Annotated in this window: 16 protein-coding genes; 11 read left to right on the top strand and 5 right to left on the bottom strand. The window is 66.8% G+C overall.

Annotated elements, in window-relative coordinates:
- From Q1W26_RS16565 to Q1W26_RS16550, 4 genes are all read left to right on the top strand, one after another.
- The gene (locus Q1W26_RS16565) at nucleotides 1-1,881 is read left to right on the top strand and encodes a PAS domain-containing methyl-accepting chemotaxis protein (protein WP_366143697.1); all 1,881 of its coding nucleotides are present in this window, start codon (nucleotides 1-3) and stop codon (nucleotides 1,879-1,881) included.
- 242 nt (nucleotides 1,882-2,123) lie between these two features.
- Entirely contained in the window at nucleotides 2,124-3,644 is a 1,521-nt protein-coding gene (locus tag Q1W26_RS16560) for an aldehyde dehydrogenase family protein (RefSeq protein ID WP_300442482.1), read from the top strand.
- Between the two features lie 80 nt (nucleotides 3,645-3,724).
- The gene (locus tag Q1W26_RS16555) at nucleotides 3,725-4,111 is read left to right on the top strand and encodes a DUF779 domain-containing protein (protein WP_300442480.1); all 387 of its coding nucleotides are present in this window, start codon (nucleotides 3,725-3,727) and stop codon (nucleotides 4,109-4,111) included.
- Nucleotides 4,112-4,234: 123 nt separating this feature from the next.
- Nucleotides 4,235-5,176 carry an NADH:ubiquinone oxidoreductase gene (locus Q1W26_RS16550; protein WP_300442479.1) on the top strand — a complete coding sequence of 314 codons (942 nt, stop codon included), beginning with the start codon at nucleotides 4,235-4,237 and terminating at the stop codon, nucleotides 5,174-5,176.
- On the opposite strand, the gene Q1W26_RS16545 is transcribed toward Q1W26_RS16550, so the two are convergent.
- Entirely contained in the window at nucleotides 5,151-5,441 is a 291-nt protein-coding gene (locus Q1W26_RS16545) for a hypothetical protein (RefSeq protein WP_300442640.1), read from the bottom strand. The two genes, Q1W26_RS16550 and Q1W26_RS16545, sit on opposite strands and share 26 nt — an antisense overlap.
- On the opposite strand from Q1W26_RS16545, the gene Q1W26_RS16540 reads away from it, so the two are divergent.
- The 6 genes from Q1W26_RS16540 (at nucleotide 5,322) to Q1W26_RS16515 (ending at nucleotide 12,971) form a co-directional block, all read left to right on the top strand.
- Nucleotides 5,322-5,825, top strand: coding sequence for a hypothetical protein (locus Q1W26_RS16540; protein WP_300442634.1), 504 nt, complete (start codon nucleotides 5,322-5,324; stop codon nucleotides 5,823-5,825). The two genes, Q1W26_RS16545 and Q1W26_RS16540, sit on opposite strands and share 120 nt — an antisense overlap.
- A complete protein-coding gene (locus Q1W26_RS16535; RefSeq protein ID WP_300442632.1) occupies nucleotides 5,788-6,711 on the top strand; it encodes a nickel-dependent hydrogenase large subunit in 924 nt (307 codons plus the stop codon). The genes Q1W26_RS16540 and Q1W26_RS16535 overlap by 38 nt, the downstream gene beginning before the upstream one ends.
- Nucleotides 6,701-7,183, top strand: coding sequence for a hydrogenase maturation protease (locus Q1W26_RS16530; RefSeq protein WP_300442477.1), 483 nt, complete (start codon nucleotides 6,701-6,703; stop codon nucleotides 7,181-7,183). The genes Q1W26_RS16535 and Q1W26_RS16530 overlap by 11 nt, the downstream gene beginning before the upstream one ends.
- The gene (locus Q1W26_RS16525) at nucleotides 7,180-8,940 is read left to right on the top strand and encodes a PAS domain-containing sensor histidine kinase (protein ID WP_300442475.1); all 1,761 of its coding nucleotides are present in this window, start codon (nucleotides 7,180-7,182) and stop codon (nucleotides 8,938-8,940) included. Before Q1W26_RS16530 ends, Q1W26_RS16525 begins: the two co-directional genes overlap by 4 nt.
- A 143-nt stretch (nucleotides 8,941-9,083) precedes the next feature.
- On the top strand, nucleotides 9,084-10,568 hold the full coding sequence (locus tag Q1W26_RS16520) for a protein adenylyltransferase SelO family protein (RefSeq protein ID WP_300442473.1): 1,485 nt from the start codon (nucleotides 9,084-9,086) through the stop codon (nucleotides 10,566-10,568).
- 60 nt (nucleotides 10,569-10,628) lie between these two features.
- Nucleotides 10,629-12,971 carry a PAS domain S-box protein gene (locus tag Q1W26_RS16515; protein WP_300442471.1) on the top strand — a complete coding sequence of 781 codons (2,343 nt, stop codon included), beginning with the start codon at nucleotides 10,629-10,631 and terminating at the stop codon, nucleotides 12,969-12,971.
- 55 nt (nucleotides 12,972-13,026) lie between these two features.
- Here the strand turns inward: Q1W26_RS16515 and Q1W26_RS16510 are convergent, their stop codons facing one another.
- The 4 genes from Q1W26_RS16510 to Q1W26_RS16495 form a co-directional block, all read right to left on the bottom strand.
- Nucleotides 13,027-13,518, bottom strand: coding sequence for a hypothetical protein (locus Q1W26_RS16510; protein WP_300442469.1), 492 nt, complete (start codon nucleotides 13,516-13,518; stop codon nucleotides 13,027-13,029).
- Nucleotides 13,515-14,516, bottom strand: coding sequence for a 4Fe-4S binding protein (locus tag Q1W26_RS16505; protein ID WP_300442467.1), 1,002 nt, complete (start codon nucleotides 14,514-14,516; stop codon nucleotides 13,515-13,517). Before Q1W26_RS16505 ends, Q1W26_RS16510 begins: the two co-directional genes overlap by 4 nt.
- Nucleotides 14,516-14,905, bottom strand: coding sequence for a hypothetical protein (locus tag Q1W26_RS16500; protein WP_300442465.1), 390 nt, complete (start codon nucleotides 14,903-14,905; stop codon nucleotides 14,516-14,518). The genes Q1W26_RS16505 and Q1W26_RS16500 overlap by 1 nt, the downstream gene beginning before the upstream one ends.
- Nucleotides 14,906-15,057: 152 nt before the next feature.
- Entirely contained in the window at nucleotides 15,058-15,564 is a 507-nt protein-coding gene (locus Q1W26_RS16495; RefSeq protein WP_300442463.1) for a hypothetical protein, read from the bottom strand.
- 164 nt (nucleotides 15,565-15,728) lie between these two features.
- Between Q1W26_RS16495 and Q1W26_RS16490 the strand changes: the two genes are divergently transcribed.
- Nucleotides 15,729-16,031: a DUF2502 domain-containing protein gene (locus Q1W26_RS16490; protein WP_300442461.1), complete on the top strand. Its 303-nt coding sequence runs from the start codon at nucleotides 15,729-15,731 to the stop codon at nucleotides 16,029-16,031.
- The last annotated feature ends 294 nt before the right edge of the window (nucleotides 16,032-16,325 follow it).

Here is a 16,325-nt window from a genome sequence, read left to right as displayed (position 1 = left end):
ATACTACTGAAACCCAGTCATGTCATAGGCGAACGTCCTCAAGACAAGGGCTCCCCGGCTGTTACAAAACTTCACGTTGCGCCCCGGGGCCTGCTGCCATGCGTCAAAACCTGCCTGTCACAAAAAACGAATAGCCCCTTCACCGACGGCGCCGCCATCATCAGCCGCACTGATCCATCCGGAAACATTGTTTATTGCAACGAGGAGTTCGTCGTGGCCAGCGGCTTCAACCGCGACGAGGTCATTGGCAAACCCCACAACATCCTGCGTCACCCGGACATGCCGGTCGAGGCCTACCGCGACATGTGGGCCACCCTGCAACGCGGCCGACCGTGGAGCGGCATCGTCAAGAACCGCCGCAAGAACGGCGACTTCTACTGGGTACGCGCCACCGCCACCCCTCTTGCGGATGGCTCGGGCTACATGTCGGTGCGCATCAAGGCCCGGCGCGACGAGATCAGCAACGCCGAAACTCTCTATGCCCGCATGCGCGAGGACGCGGGCATCCGCCTGGAGGAAGGGCGGCTCGCCCCGACCGGCGTGGGCGCCGCCATCGCGAAAGCCCTGCCCCGCACCAGCCTGGCAACGCGCATCGGCCTCGTCAATGCGGCGCTTGCTGCCCTGTGCCTGATTGTTGGATTTGCAGGTCTCAACGCCACGGACAGGGCGCGCAGCGCCATTGGCGCGCTCCACCAGGAACAAGCGCAGGCGCTCCAGCAAGCCGCCCCGGATAATCCGGCCCGGGATCAGCTGAAACGCCTGACCGACGCCAGCGAAACCGCCCGCGCCACCGTCGAGGCGGACTACGGGCAGACCCGCAACCTGCTGGCCGCCCTGGGCGTCGGCGGAGTGGCCCTGGCCGGCCTGGCCACCGGGCTGCTCGTCAGCCGCCTGCGCCAGTCCATCGACGCGGGCAAGCGCGTGGCCGAGGCCATCGCCGCCGGCAACATGCTGGAACCCCTGCCCCCGGCCAGCGACGACGAACTGGGCAGCCTCATCGTCCACCTGGCAGTGATGCGCAACAACCTGCACGAACTGATCGCGTCGATCCGCAATGAAGTCACGGTACTGCTTGGCAACGCCCGCAGCCTGAGCGGCACCGCCAGCGATACCCGGGTACTGGCCGAAGAGCAGTCGGAATCGGCGTCGGCCATGGCCGCCGCGATCGAGCAGCTGTCCGTATCCATCGACCACATCAGCGACCACGCCCGAGAGTCCCGTGAGTTGTCGGAGCAATCCGGGGAGCAGGCGGCCCTGGGTTCGAAGGTCATAGGCGACGCGCTCACCGAAATGCGCGCCATTGCCAATTCGGTCAACCATACCGCCCAGTCGGTGCGCAACCTGGAAGGCCTGTCCGGCGAAATCTCGATGATCGTCGGCGTGATCCGGGAGATCGCCGACCAGACCAACCTGCTCGCCCTCAATGCCGCCATCGAGGCCGCGCGGGCCGGTGAGTCGGGACGGGGTTTCGCGGTGGTGGCCGACGAAGTGCGCAAGCTGGCCGAACGCACGGCAAACTCCACCGCCGAGATCACCTCCATGATCGACCGCATCCAGGCCGCCACCCGCAGCGCCGCCGACGACATGGAGGGCGGCGTCGATCGGGTGAGCCGCGGGGTGGGCCTCGCCGACCAGGCCGGAAGCGCCATCCAGTCACTCCATGACAGCAGCCGCCAGGTACTCGACTCGGTGCAAGGCATCACCCACGGCCTGAACGAGCAATCCTCCGCGGCCCGTGACATCGCCCAGCGGGTCGAGCAGATCGCCGGGGCTTCCGAATCCAATGCGTCCAGTGCCGCGCGCATCACCCACGCGGCCAGTGAGCTGGAAGACCTGGCCCGGACCCTGGAAAGCCTTTCCGGCCGCTTCCGCATCGCCTGACCTGCACACCCCGAAATGACAGGTGCTCCATCGTGCACATTGCATGGAGCACCTGTTCCATTTCGAAGCACCCTCCATGACGATGGATGCGGCGCAGCATTTCGCGACAGTCCACCCAAGGGACTGATAAAAAAAGAAACTATCTCCATAAGCGAGGCTGATCCCTCCCCTGGCACGCCCCCTGCTGATAAAGGACAACGCTGCAAAAAGCGTTTTCGACCAAAATCCAGGAGGAGACCTTCATGATCTACGCACTGCCCGGCACCCCCGAAGCCAAAGTCCAATACAAGTCCCAGTACGAAAACTTCATCGGCGGCAAGTGGGTTGCCCCGGTCAAGGGTGAATACTTCGACGTCATCACCCCGATCACCGGCAAGGCTTACACCAAGGCCGCCCGCTCCGGCGCAGAAGACGTGGAACTGGCCCTCGACGCCGCCCACGCCGCAGCCGACAAGTGGGGCCGCACCTCGGCCGGCGAGCGCGCCGGCCTGCTGCTGAAGATCGCCGACCGCCTGGAAGCCAACATCGAGAAGCTCGCCTACGCCGAAACCGTCGATAACGGCAAGGCCATCCGCGAAACCCTCAACGCCGACATCCCGCTGACCGTCGACCACTTCCGCTACTTTGCAGGCTGCCTGCGCGCCCAGGAAGGCGGCATCTCCGAGATCGACGAAAACACCGTCGCCTACCACTTCCACGAGCCCCTCGGCGTGGTCGGCCAGATCATCCCCTGGAACTTCCCGATCCTGATGGCCGCCTGGAAGCTGGCCCCCGCCATCGGCGCCGGCAACTGCGTGGTGCTCAAGCCCGCTGAATCCACCCCGATCTCGATCCTGATCCTGGTCGAACTGATCGCCGACCTGCTGCCGCCGGGCGTGCTCAACGTCGTCAATGGCTACGGCCGCGAAGCCGGCATGCCGCTGGCCACCAGCCGCCGCATCGCCAAGATCGCCTTCACCGGCTCCACCGCCACCGGCCGCGTCATCGCCCAGGCCGCAGCCACCAGCCTGATCCCCGCCACGCTGGAACTCGGCGGCAAGTCGCCCAACATCTTCTTCGAAGACATCATGGCCGCCGACGACGCCTTCCTCGACAAGGCTGTCGAAGGCATGGTGCTGTTCGCCTTCAACCAGGGCGAAGTGTGCACCTGCCCGTCCCGCGCGCTGATCCAGGAATCGATCTACGACCGCTTCATGGAAAAGGTCATGGCCCGCGTCAAGGCCATCAAGCAGCTCAGCCCGCTCGACACCGACAGCATGATGGGCGCCCAGGCTTCCCAGGATCAGCTCAGCAAGATCATGTCCTACATGGAAGTCGGCCGGCAGGATGGCGCCGAGTGTCTGACCGGCGGCGAACGTGCCATGCTGGGCGGCGAACTTGAAGGCGGCTATTACATCCAGCCGACCCTCTTCAAGGGCCACAACAAGATGCGCATCTTCCAGGAAGAGATCTTCGGACCGGTGCTGGCCGTGACCACCTTCAAGGACGAAGCCGAAGCCCTCGCCATCGCCAACGACACCCCGTACGGCCTCGGCGCTGGCGTGTGGAGCCGTGATGGCAGCCGCGCCTACCGCATGGGCCGTGGCATCAAGGCCGGCCGCGTCTGGACCAACTGCTACCACGCCTACCCGGCCGGTGCGACCTTCGGCGGCTACAAGGAATCCGGCATCGGCCGCGAAACCCACAAGATGATGCTCGACCACTACCAGCAGACCAAGAACCTGCTGGTCAGCTACAGCCCGAACGCACTGGGCTTCTTCTGATGTTCGTGTCGCACCTGTAAGGCAAGGTGTTGCGGGGCGGGATTTTTCCCGCCCCGTTTTTTTTTACCATGGAGCCCGTCATGACCCAACGCATCGTCGCCACCGACACCGCCCTCGCCTTCATCGACGAGCTGGCCGCCGAATTCGGCCCGCTGATGTTCCTGCTCTCCGGCGGCTGCTGCGACGGCAGCGTGCCCAACTGCTACAAGCAGGGCGAAATCCTGCCCGGCCCGACCATGCTGCTGCTCGGCGAAGTCGGCGGCGCGCCCTTCTACCTCGGCCATCAGGAATACACTTACTACGCCAGCTCGCAACTCACCCTCGACGTGCAGCCCGGCGGCGGTGGAGATTTCTCCCTCGACTGCGGCAAGGGGCGTGCCTTCGTCACCCGCTCGCGGCTTTTCAGCGACGCCGAAATCGCCGAGCTGGCACCGATCTCCAGCGACAAAACGCACGGAGCCCCATAACTTTTCACAGAGGCCACCTCAACCCGGTCACCGGATTGACGTAAAAAGCTAGGGAACCGGACGAGTGCTGTCCTGGTCTCGATGCTGTTCGTCCACAACCTGCCCCCGGTGGAGACTCCGTTCATGGCAACCCTGCTCTGGCTTCAAACCGGCTCCTGCAGTGGTGACACCATGTCGCTGCTCACCGCCGACAGCCCCTCCATCGAGACGCTGGTACGTAACGGCACCCTCGACATCCTGTGGCACCCGTCCCTGACCGAGGCCCGGCCCGGCGGGCTCGGCGGCTTGATCGCCGAGATCGAGGCCGGCACCCGGCCGCTCGACATCCTGTGCATCGAAGGCAGCCTGATCACCGGCCCTCTGGGCACCGGCATGTTCGACAGCTACCGCGGACGGCCCAAGATCCAGATCGCCGAAGCCCTGGCCCGGCGCGCCCGCCACGTGGTGGCAGTGGGCACCTGCGCAGCCTTCGGCGGCATTCCCGCCGCCCCGCCCAACCCCACCGACTGCACCGGCCTGCAGTTCGACCGTGAAACGCCCGGCGGACTGCTGCCCCCCGACTGGCGCTCCGGGGCCGGCCTGCCGGTGATCAACCTGGCCGGCTGCCCGACCCACCCCACCACCATCACCCGCAGCCTGGCCATGATCGCCCAGGGCCTGCCGCTGGAACTCGACGGACTCAACCGTCCGCGGGCCTTTTACGGCAGCACCGTGCACCAGGGCTGCACCCGCAACGAATACCACGACTACAACCTCGAAGAGACCCAGCTCGGCGGGCGCGGCTGCCTGTTTTTCAACCTCGGCTGCCAGGGCCCCAACACCCTCGCCAACTGCAACAGCGAGCTGTGGAACGGGCGCAGCAGCAAACCCCGCGCCGGCGTACCCTGCTTCGGCTGCACCTCGCCGGGCTTCCCCAAGGATGGCGACCTGTTCCGCACCGAGAAGATCGGCGCCGTGCCGGTGGCCCTGCCGCTGGGCGTCTCGCGCGCCCACTACATCGCCTACAAGAACCTCGCCCAGGCGGCCATGCCGCTGCGCATCAAGAACCGGGACATGGAGCCCTGAGAGCCCGATCATGGCCCGCACCACCCTCAACATCGATCTCAACCGCGTCGAAGGCGACCTGGAATTCCAGGTCGACCTCGAAGGCAATCGCATCGTCGACGCCCGCTGCGTCGGCACCCTGTTCCGCGGCTTCGAGCAACTCCTGATCGGCCGCGCCCCCAAGGACGGCCTCGTCATCACGCCGCGCGTGTGCGGCATCTGCGGCACCGCCCATCTCTACACCGCCGCGCTCGCCCTGGAACGGCTCGCCCGGCTGCCGGTCCACGCCCCGCGCCACCCTGGTGCGCAACCTGTGCCTGATGGCCGAAAACGTGCAGTCCGACCTGCGCCAGAGCTTCCTGTTCTTCACGCCCGACTTCGTGCACGCCCGCTACGCCGGCCTGCCGCTCTTTGCCGACATCGAAGCCGCCTTCGCGCCGCTGAAGGGCCGCGTCGTGCGCGCCACCCTCGCCGCCTCGCGCAAGGTGGTCGAGCTGGTGGCCATATTCGGCGGCCAGTGGCCCCACTCCTCCTACATGCTGCCCGGCGGGATCACCCGCGGCGCCACGGCCCGCGAGCTGATCGACTGCCAGGACATCGTCGACCAGGTCATCCGCTACTACGAAGACGAAGTGATCGGCGACAGCCTCGACAACTGGCTCGCCCTTGATGACGCCGACGCCTTTTTCAGCTGGCTCGACGCAGCCCCCCACGCCGCCAGCGCCATCGGCCTCCTCACCCGCTTCGCCCGCCGCATCGGCCTGCAAAAAACCGGCATCGGCGCCCGCCACTTTCTCAGCGCCGGCGCCTGGCACGACCCGCAGCACGGGCCGGCGCCCGCCAGCCTGCCCGGCGCCGGCATCTACCACGCAGACACCGGCCAGCTCGACCCCTTCGACCCGGCCCTGATCAACGAGCACGTGCGCCACGCCTGGTACCGCCCCTATCCCGGCGGCCTCCATCCCTTTGCCGGCGAAACCGTGCCCGACTATCAACCCGACACCGACCGCTACACCTGGGCCAAGGCCCCGCGCTACGGCGAACTCGTCGTCGAAGCCGGCCCGCTGGCCGAACTGCTCACCGGCGGCGACACGCTGATTCGCAGCCTCCTCGCCAGCGAGGGCCCCAACACCTGGCTGCGCCAGTTTGCCCGCCTGCGCCGCACCGGCCACACCCTGCACCACATGAAGCAGCATCTCGCTGATCTCGCCGGCCAGCTCGGCACGCCCCACTATCTGCCCCCGCCGGCCGATGCCTTCGACAACGGCGAGGGCTACGGCTTCGTGCAGGCCGCCCGCGGCAGCCTCGGCCACTGGATACAGGTCGAAGACGGGCGCATCAGCCGCTACCAGATCGTCACCCCCACCGCCTGGAACGCCTCGCCCAAAGACAGCGCCGGCCGCCACGGCCACTGGGAACAGAGCGTCATCGGCCTCGAACTGGCCGACCCGTCCGACCCCATCGAGATCGGCCACATCGTGCGTGCCCACGACCCGTGCCTGGTGTGCACCGTGCATTTCGTCGGACGCAGCGAAAAACACCGCTATGGCGTCTGAAGCTCGCACCGCCCTCCACGTCATCTGCTTTGGCAACGAACTCCACGGCGACGACGGCTTCGGCCCCGCCGTGCATGCGCGCCTGGCCGCCGCAGCGCTGCCCGCCGGCGTACGCCTGATGCGCGCCGATCTGGCCGGGCTGGCCGCCATCGCCTGCTTCGAAGGCTGCGCGCAGGCCATCATCGTGGATGCCGTCCAGGGCTTCGGCCCGCCGGGCTCGCTGCATGATCTGGACGCCAGCGCCATTGCCGCCGACGCCGCCGGCAACGAAGCCCGCGCCGGCTTTCACGGCGCCGGCGTAGGCAGCCTGCTGCAACTGCTGCCGGCAGCTCTCGATCAAGTGCCGGCAATCCGCCTCGTCGGCGTCGAAGCCGGCCACATCCAGGCCTTTTCACCCGGTCTCTCGGCCGCGGTTGCCGCCGCGGTCGACAAGGCCGCCGCGCACATCATCGCCCGGTGGGCACCACCATGAGCAAGCAGACCGACGAAACCACGCGCCTGCGCGCCGAACTCGAAGCCCTGCGCGAAGCCAACGCCACCCTCGAACAACAGATCACGGCCGTCACCGGCATGATGGACGCGATGGTGGACGAAGTGAGCGCCAAATCCCGCCAGCTCGAACTGCGCAACGCCGAGCAGGCCCGGATGAGCAGCTTCGTCAGCAACGTGATGAACACCATGGACAGCCTGCTGCTGGTCGTCGACCGCTTCGGGCGCATCAGCCAGGCCAATGCCGCAACCCGGCGCAATCTCGGCCTCGACCCGGCCAGCCTGATCGGCACCTCGCCCGACAGCCTGCTTACCGACGACACCCTGGCTCCGCTGCACGCCGCCTCGCCCAGCTTTGCGCCCGGCACGGTACTGTTCCGCACCATCCTGAAACAGGGCGGCCTGGAGATGGAAACCTGCCTCCGCAGCCACCTGCCCGGCGCCGGCGCCTGCCATTTCATGCTCCGCGCCACGCCTCTCTACGAACACAACGGCAAGCTCGCCGGCGCCGTCATCGTCGGCACCGACATCAGCGAACTCCGCGCCCGCGAGCAGGCCCTGAAAGCCAGCGAGCAGCGCTTTCGCGATTTCTCGACGGTATCGTCAGACTGGTTCTGGGAAACCGACGCCGAGATGCGTTTTACCGTTTACGCGGGGCCGGACATCTCCGGCCAGAACCTGATCGACATCGTGCGCGGCAAACGCCGCGAAGAATTCGCCAGCCCCGACGAGCGCCAGAACACCGCCAAGTGGGCCACCTATCTCAACACCATCGCCCGCCGCCAGGCCTTCCGCGACTTCGAATACCAAGCCCATTCCATCAACATCCGTCCAACCTGGTACAGCACGTCCGGCACGCCCCACTTTGGCAGCGACGGAGAATTTCTCGGCTACCGCGGCACCTCCAAGGACATCACGGCACGCAAGGCCATCGAGGCCGAGCTGCTGCATCACCGCGACCATCTCTCCGAACTCGTCGCCGCCCAGACCACCGACCTGGTCCGCGCCAAGGAAGCCGCCGAGCGGGCCAACCAGCTGCAAAGCGAGTTTCTGGCCAATATGTCCCACGAGTTCCGCACGCCGCTGCACGGCATCCTGTCCTACGCGCGGCTCGGCGAAACCCGCACCGGCAAGACTCCAAGCGAAAAGATCATCAATTACTTCGAGCGCATCCACCAGAGCGGCAGCCGCATGGCCGATCTCGTCAATGACCTGCTCGACCTCGCCAAGCTCGAATCGCGGCGCGTGGATTTCGCGCTGCACCGGGCCGACATGGCCGTGCTCGTGAGCCGCGTGCAATCCGACCTCGCCGCGCTACTCGCCCAGCGCCACATCACGCTGGCCGTCGACACCCGCACCACCAGCACCGTGGCCCTGATCGACACCCAGCAGTTCCACCATGCCATCCAGAACCTGCTGGCCAACGCCATCAAGTTCTCGCCGAACGGCGGCACCATCACCGTCGGCTTCAGCGACGCGATGATCGGCCGCCGCGAAGCCCTGGCCCTGACCGTGCGCGACCAGGGCATCGGCATTCCGCCCGGTGAAGAGGAGCGCATCTTCGACAAGTTCGTGCAAAGCAGCGCCACCAAGACCGGCGCCGGCGGCACCGGGCTCGGCCTCGCCATCACCCTCGAAATCGTGCGCGGCCACAACGGCACCCTCGCCGCCCGCAACCACCCCGAAGGCGGCGCAGTTTTCGAAATCTGCGTACCGCGGCAGCCCCCGGACGCGGCCTGAGCGTCGACGAAGTGCGCGGGAACCATACCAGACTGTTTTAGTCGGATAATAAGCAGCAACCCGCAGCATAGCGGGCACGCGCGCACGTCCGAGGCACCGCTTCGGCCGGCGCAAGCCTTCCCCAACCGAGTTTCCGCTGCCCCATGCCCACCCTCGAAACGCTCTCCTTCGACAACGCCTTCGCGCGCCTGCCGGACGCATTCTTCACCCGCCTGCCGCCCCAGCCGCTGCCCGACCCCTACCTCGTCGCCGCCAGCCCGGCCGCCGCCGCGCTGATCGGGCTGGATGCCGCCGAACTCGCGCGCCCGGAGTTTGCCCAGGTGTTTTCCGGCAATCGCCTGCTGCCGGGCAGCGAGCCGCTGGCCGCCGTGTATTCCGGCCACCAGTTCGGCGTATGGGCCGGCCAGCTGGGCGACGGACGCGCCCATTTGCTGGGCGAAGTCGCCGGCACCGGCACGGGCTGGGAGATCCAGCTCAAGGGCGCCGGCCAGACGCCCTATTCGCGCTTTGCCGACGGCCGCGCCGTGCTGCGCTCATCCATCCGCGAATTCCTCTGCTCCGAAGCCATGGCCGCCCTCGGCATTCCCACCACCCGCGCCCTCAGCGTGGTCGGTTCCCACGCCCCGGTGCGCCGCGAAACCATGGAAACCGCCGCCGTCGTCGCCCGGCTGGCGCCGAGCTTCATCCGCTTCGGCTCCTTCGAGCACTGGGCCGCCAAGGGCAAGACCACCGAGCTGCGCCAGCTCGCCGACTACGTCATCGAGCGCTTTCGCCCCGAATGCCGCGACGCCGCCAACCCTTACGGCGCGCTGCTCGCGGACGTGGGCCGGCGCACCGGCGAACTCATCGCCAGGTGGCAGGCCGTGGGCTTCATGCACGGCGTGATGAACACCGACAACATGTCGATCCTCGGCCTCACCCTCGATTACGGCCCGTTCGGCTTCATGGACGCCTTCGACCCCCACCACATCTGCAACCACTCCGACGACCGCGGCCGCTACAGCTACAAGTCGCAACCGCAGATCGGCCACTGGAACCTCTACGCGCTCGGCAGCGCGCTGGCCCCGCTGATCGGCGAGCCGGAAGACGTGCAGGCCGCCATCGAAACCAGCTACGCCCCGGCCTTCGAAGGCCACTTCATGGATCTCATGCGCGCCAAGCTCGGCCTCGCCCGCGCCCTGCCCGGCGACGAGGATTTCATCGGCGACACCTTCGGCATGCTCCAGCAGCAGCACCCGGATTACACGCAGTTCTTCCGCCGCCTCGGCACGCTCCCCGCGAAGGTCGACGAAACCACACGGACAACCACCGACGCCCCGCTGCGCGACCTGGCCATCGACCGGGACGGCCTCGACGCCTGGCTCGCCCTGTGGCGTGCCCGCCTGGCCGCCGAAGGCCGGCCCGACGCCGAACGCCAGGCCGCGATGATGGGCGTCAATCCCAAGTACGTGCTGCGCAACTGGATCGCCGAATCCGCCATCCGTGCCGCCCAGGGCGGCAATTTCAGCGAGGTGGACAAAGTACTGGCCTGCCTCGCCAGCCCCTTCGACGATCAGCCCCACAACGAGCGCTACGCCGCCCCGCCACCCGACTGGGCTGCGGGGCTGGCGGTGAGCTGTTCGAGCTGAACTCAAGGCCCGGCGCGCCCTGCCGTAGTCCTGCAGTCGAATATCCGAGTAGTCCGAGGTATGTCTCACCACACACCCCCCTTCATCGAGTCGGCCCTGTTCGTTCATAGCCCGGAAGCCATCATCTGCTGCACGCAGGATGGCGCGGTGGCCGCGGCCAACAAGGCCGCGTGCCGGCTGTTGGGCTATTCGCACGCAGCGCTGACCCGGCTGAACCGGGCCGATCTCTTCGACTCCAACGTCCTCGCCGGTTTGAGCCCGGCCGGCGACGCCGAAGAGACGACCCTTTCGGGAGAGTGCTGCGCTCAGGACGACGGGCGGGCCTTCCTGGCCGAATTCAAGGCCACCGCCTTTGCCGACGAAAACGGCACGCAGTGGGTCTGCATCGCCTTCAGCAACGTTACCCAGCTGCGGGAAAACGAAGCCCGCTACGCCCGCGTCCTGGAAGGCAGCAACCAGGGTTTCTGGGACTGGAACCTCAAGACCGGGCAGTTCACCGTCAGCGCCCGCTACGAATCGATGCTGGGCTACGCCGTCGGCGAGCGGAGTCTTGCACCCGAAGAATGGCCCAGGCACGTTCACCCGGACGACCTCGAAGTGGCCATTTCGTCCATCCGCCAGCACCTGAGCGGCGCCAGCCCCTTTCACAAAGCCGAGATCCGCTGCCGCATGAAAAACGGCGAATGGAAGTGGATCCTGACCCGAGGCCGCGTCGTCGAATGGAGCACCGACGGCTCGCCGCTGATCATGGCCGGCACCCACACCGACATTTCCGAGCGCAAGCGCGCGGACGACGAGCTGCGCCAGCACCGCGAACACCTCGAGGAACTCGTCGCCCAGCGCACCGCCGAGCTGAACAACCTCTACAACCGCGCGCCCTGTGGCTACCACTCCCTCGATCCGGCCGGGCAGATCATCGCGATCAACGACACCGAGCTGCAGATGCTCGGCTACACGCGGGACGAGGTGGTCGGAAAACTGAACATCCGCGACATCATGGCGCCCCACGATCGGCCCCGTTTTGAAGGGCTCTTCGCCGAATTCACGCGCCAGGGGCGTATTTTGAATCTCGAATACGACGTGCTGCGCAAGGACGGCACAAGCATTCCGGTGCTCGTCAACTCCGAACTGATCAGGGCTGCCGACGGCGGCTTTCTCTACAGCAGCACGACGATGAGCGACAACCGGGAGCGCAAGGCAAAAGAAGCACAGATCGCCGCGCTGCACTCGGAACTGCAACGGCGCGCCGATGAAGCCGAAGCGGCCAGCCGCGCCAAAAGCGCCTTCCTGGCCAACATGAGCCATGAAATCCGCACCCCGCTGAATGCCATCATCGGCATGACCCACCTCCTGCGCCGCACCGAGCTGACCGAACGTCAGACCGGGCAGCTGGCCAGGATAGACACAGCAGGCCGACACCTGCTGCAGGTCATCAACGACATCCTCGACATTTCCAAGATCGAGGCCGGAAAACTCGAACTCGAAACAATCGAGCTGGAATCCGCCGAACTTCTGCCGGAAGTGGCCGCCCTCATCGAAGAACGCGCCCTTGAAAAAGGCGTGCAGATCGTCGTCGAAACACCGCCGCGCGAAGTCCGGCTGCTGGGCGACCCCACGCGATTGCGCCAGGCGCTGCTCAACCTCGCCACCAACGCCATCAAGTTCACCGACACCGGCCGGGTCACACTGCGCATGCAGCTCGCCTCCGAAAGCACCGACGACGTGCTGCTCCGCTTCGAGGTCGAGGATACCGGCATCGGCATCGCGCCCGAGGCGCTGGCGCAGCTCTTCACGGCCTTCGAGCAGGGCGACAATTCGACCACCCGGAAATACGGTGGCACCGGCCTGGGCCTGGTCATCACCCGGCGGCTGGCCGAACTGATGGGCGGACAGGCCGGCGCCGAGTCACGCAAGGATATCGGCAGCCGCTTCTGGTTTACCGCCCGCCTGCAAAGGGCAACGGCGCAGCTCGAGGCGGCGGCGCCGGAACGCGAAACCGACAACCACGAAGCCATCCTCGTCGGCGGCCTGCACGGCGCACAGATCCTGCTGGCCGAAGACGAGCCGGTCAATCAGGAAATCGCCCGCGACTTGCTGGAAGAACTGGGGCTCATCGTGCATGTCGCCAACAACGGCGCCGAAGCCGTGGCCATGGCCGGTGCGGCCCGCTACGGGCTGATCCTGATGGACATGCAGATGCCGCTGATGGACGGGCTGGACGCCACGCGATGCATCCGCGCCTTGCCGGCGGGCGCCGACGTACCGATCATCGCCATGACCGCCAACGCCTTTGCCGAAGACCGCCAGCGCTGCCAGGCGGCCGGCATGAACGATTTCCTGAGCAAGCCGGTCGACCCGGACCTCCTCTACGCGACGGTCATCCGCTGGCTGCGCCAGCATTAAGAGCTTGTCCGTGAATAAGAGGCCGAGGCCGGGCTATTTACGGACAAGCTCTGAATCATCCGAAGCGCCAGCCCCCGTGGCTGCCGGCCACGGCCCCCGCCACCACCACCAGGCTCACCGTCAGCAGCACCACGTGTACGCGCTGGATGCGCGCCATCGTGCCCACCGGGTCACGCCGGGCGAGTTTCGCGAAGAGCTTTTGCAGCACGAAGGGCTCGAGGATGAAGAGCATCACCGCGAAGATCGTCCACACCGCCACCATGCCGTGCATCCACCACCAGGCGGCCGGATCGGCGAAGCGATCCCACGCGCCCAGCAGCCCTGTGAGCCACAGGCCCGAGGCGCCCGCGAGTAGCACGCTCCAGCGGGCGATGGCGGCGAAGCGGTGTTCGAGGCGCTCGAAAAGCTCAAGCTGTGCCTGTGGTTCGGCCATGGCGCGGCAGGCGGGAATCATCACCATCGTCACGAAGGCCACACCGCCGATCCAGATCAGCACCGCCAGAACGTGGATCGCGCGGGCGATGGCAAAATCGTTGAAGCCGGTCACTGGGTTTTCCTCTCGGAGTTCGGGGTCGGTCTGGGCGCGGCAAACGCCGCTTCGTTGTGACGCGCCGCCTCGCCGCTCACCCATTGCAGCAGCGGGCCGTTGGGGTTGTCGGCCTGGGTGGTTGCACAGGCGCTGATGCACTGGGCGCACTGGGTGCAGGTAAACATCGTGCGCTTGATGTTGCGCGGCTTGAGGCGCATCGGGCAGACGTGGTCACAGGCGCTGTAGCAACTGGCGCAGTCGGCCGCCCGGTCGCGCTCGAAACCCACCACCATCGCCGTCCGGTTGCCCATCCAGGCCAGGCTCTGGAACATGCCCACAGCGCAGGCGTAGCGACAGAACAAGTGACGCGCGAAGAGAAATTCGGCCGACAGCACCACCGTGCCGGCCGTGATGAAGATGAACTCGCTGCGGGTTGGCGCCCCGGCCAGCAGATGGCTATACACCTGGAAGGGCGGCAACAGGTAGGTGAGCAGCACCACCGCCCACACGAAGGCAAAGCCCACCGCCAGCGGCACGGTCACCAGCCACCACAGGCGGTCGTACACCACCGGCGTGCCGTCGGGCTCGCGGGGCGGCAGCGGGCGTGATTCCCACAGGCTGGGCCGGCCAATGGCCCGGCGCATGAAGCCGTTGATGGTTTCAACCACCGAAAAATGCGGGCACAACCAGCCACAGTACAGCCGCCCCCACTTCCACGACACCCAGATCAGCACCGCGCCGGTGGCGAGGATGGGCAGCAGCACGCGGCCGATCACCCGCCCGACGGCACCCAGCGCGTCGATGCGCCCGGCGGAAAAATCCTCCAGCCCGGCATGCCATTCAAAACCCAGCAGCCAGGCGTGGCCGGCCACGAGATCGAAGCGCAGCAGATTGAAAACCGGCGCGAGGATGAACAGCACGAAGAAGCCCGCCTGCGCCCAGCGCCGCCAGCGCTGGCGGCCACCGTCGGCCGGCGTGCCGACGGGTTTGATCGGAATGATGCGTTGCCCGGCCATCAGCGTGGCCCGATCAGCGGAAAGCGGAAAGGCTTGCCCGCCAGCGCCTTCGACAGGCCGATGGCGCCGCAGAAGATCAGCGTGGAGTGGCAGCACGTGAAGTAGAGGATCACGATGATCCACGTGGAGGCGGCGTCGTAGCCGCCGGCCAGGATGATGGCCACGTTGGCCACGACCAGCAGCGCGCCGGCCCACAGGCTGGCGGCGAGGGTCTGGCGCAGGTGGCCGCGGGCCAGCTCCGGCGCCCGGCGGCGCTCACGCAGCCACAGCACCAGCAGCGCGACAAAGCCCAGCCCCGGCACGATCATGAGATTGGCGAGATACAGCGCCTCGGCAGCGACGGCGAGCTCGCGGCCGGGAATGTCGAAATCGAGACTGGCGTCGTCCATGGCAATTGACCGGCAGGTGAATGCAAGGAGCGGACAGGCCCGTGCCCAAAGGACACGAGCCCCTGCAAAATTGATTCACGGAAGCGGAGATTAGTTCACCGCCGCCGGCAGGTACTTGACCCGCGGCAAGCCGGACAGACGAAGCCGCCCCGTCAGATCACCTCAAGCAGCTTGCCCCGCAGGTGCTCGGCCTCGCGCCGGCCGTTGCGGGAGCTGACGATGGCGTGATACCACTCGTCGAAGAGGCTGCGCAGATCGGCCTGGTTGCGGGCCGCCTCGATGCGGTCCTGGAGCGAACTGGTGCCCAGCGCGCCGACAAAGGCGTTGAGGGTGTTGAGCATGAAGTTGCGCGCCTGCTGCAGGCGCACCGGGTCGTCGCCGGGCGGATGCAGGCGGAAAGCCACCAGCGGCGGCAGAGCGGCATCGACAGGCTGCGCGCCCGCGGGGCCGGCCACGCCGGTCATCTCGATGAAGCCTTCCTCTTCCAGCATGCCCAGGGTGTGCTGCAGATCGTCCGACTGCAGCATGCCGCGCAGCTCTTCGACCGGCCGCTTGCCGTCCACGAAGATCAGAACGCGACGCACCCGCGGGTTGAGACCGCCGGCGCGGGTTTCGATCTCCGCGTGGCCCTTGCGGGTCTTGGCAAAAATGACGGCCATGCTGCCTCCTTGTGCGCACCGGCCCGGTGCCGGTGTGTCGTCTTCGACACATTGTAACGACGATGGGATTCAGCGGGCAGACCGGCCTGCGAGGCTATTGTCGCCATGCCGGGCCGGTGGAGGGGGTTTATAGTCGGCAACCTTAACTTAGCCGGAGACTTGCCATGCGCAACATGCTGTTCGTTTCCCTGGCCCTGGCCACTTTTGCCACGGCAACGCCGGTGGCCGCGGTGGACCTGGACCTTTCGATCCAGGTGCCCGGAATGTCGCTCTACATCGGCGACCGCAACCGCGACGGCCGCTACTGGGATGGCGACCGCTGGCGCGAAGAAAACTGGTGGCGCGACAACTGCCACCGCTACGAAGGCCGCAAGAATTTCCGCGGTCGCTGCGAACCCCGGCGCGGGGGCGACGGCGGCTCCGAAGGCCACTGTCCGCCGGGTCAGGCCAAGAAGGGGCGCTGCTGAACTTCGGGGCGTCGCCCTTTAACCCGGCTTAACCCGGCCCTTGAATAGCTCCAAGCGTGTCGAAAGGCAGCCTGGGGCGACTTCAGTCGCCCACGGACTCGGATCGAAGGCATGTGGATGATTCAATGCGCCTAGGGCGAATGACTTGGCTATGTTCGCGTTAAGTGTGGAAAGCGTTTTCCCCGCGACAGGTCAGGTTCTCCAAGCCCAGCGGGCTTTCCCGTGTTTGGCGTCACATCGGCCGGGGGTTTCCCACGGCCGGGTTTGCACACCCGGCCGGCTACGGCGGCGCGG

This window comes from Zoogloea sp. (genome assembly GCF_030157465.1).
Classification (GTDB): Bacteria; Pseudomonadota; Gammaproteobacteria; order Burkholderiales; family Rhodocyclaceae; genus Zoogloea.
The sequence above is the reverse complement of the archived record's forward strand: the minus strand, read 5'-3'. Positions and strand labels throughout refer to the sequence as shown.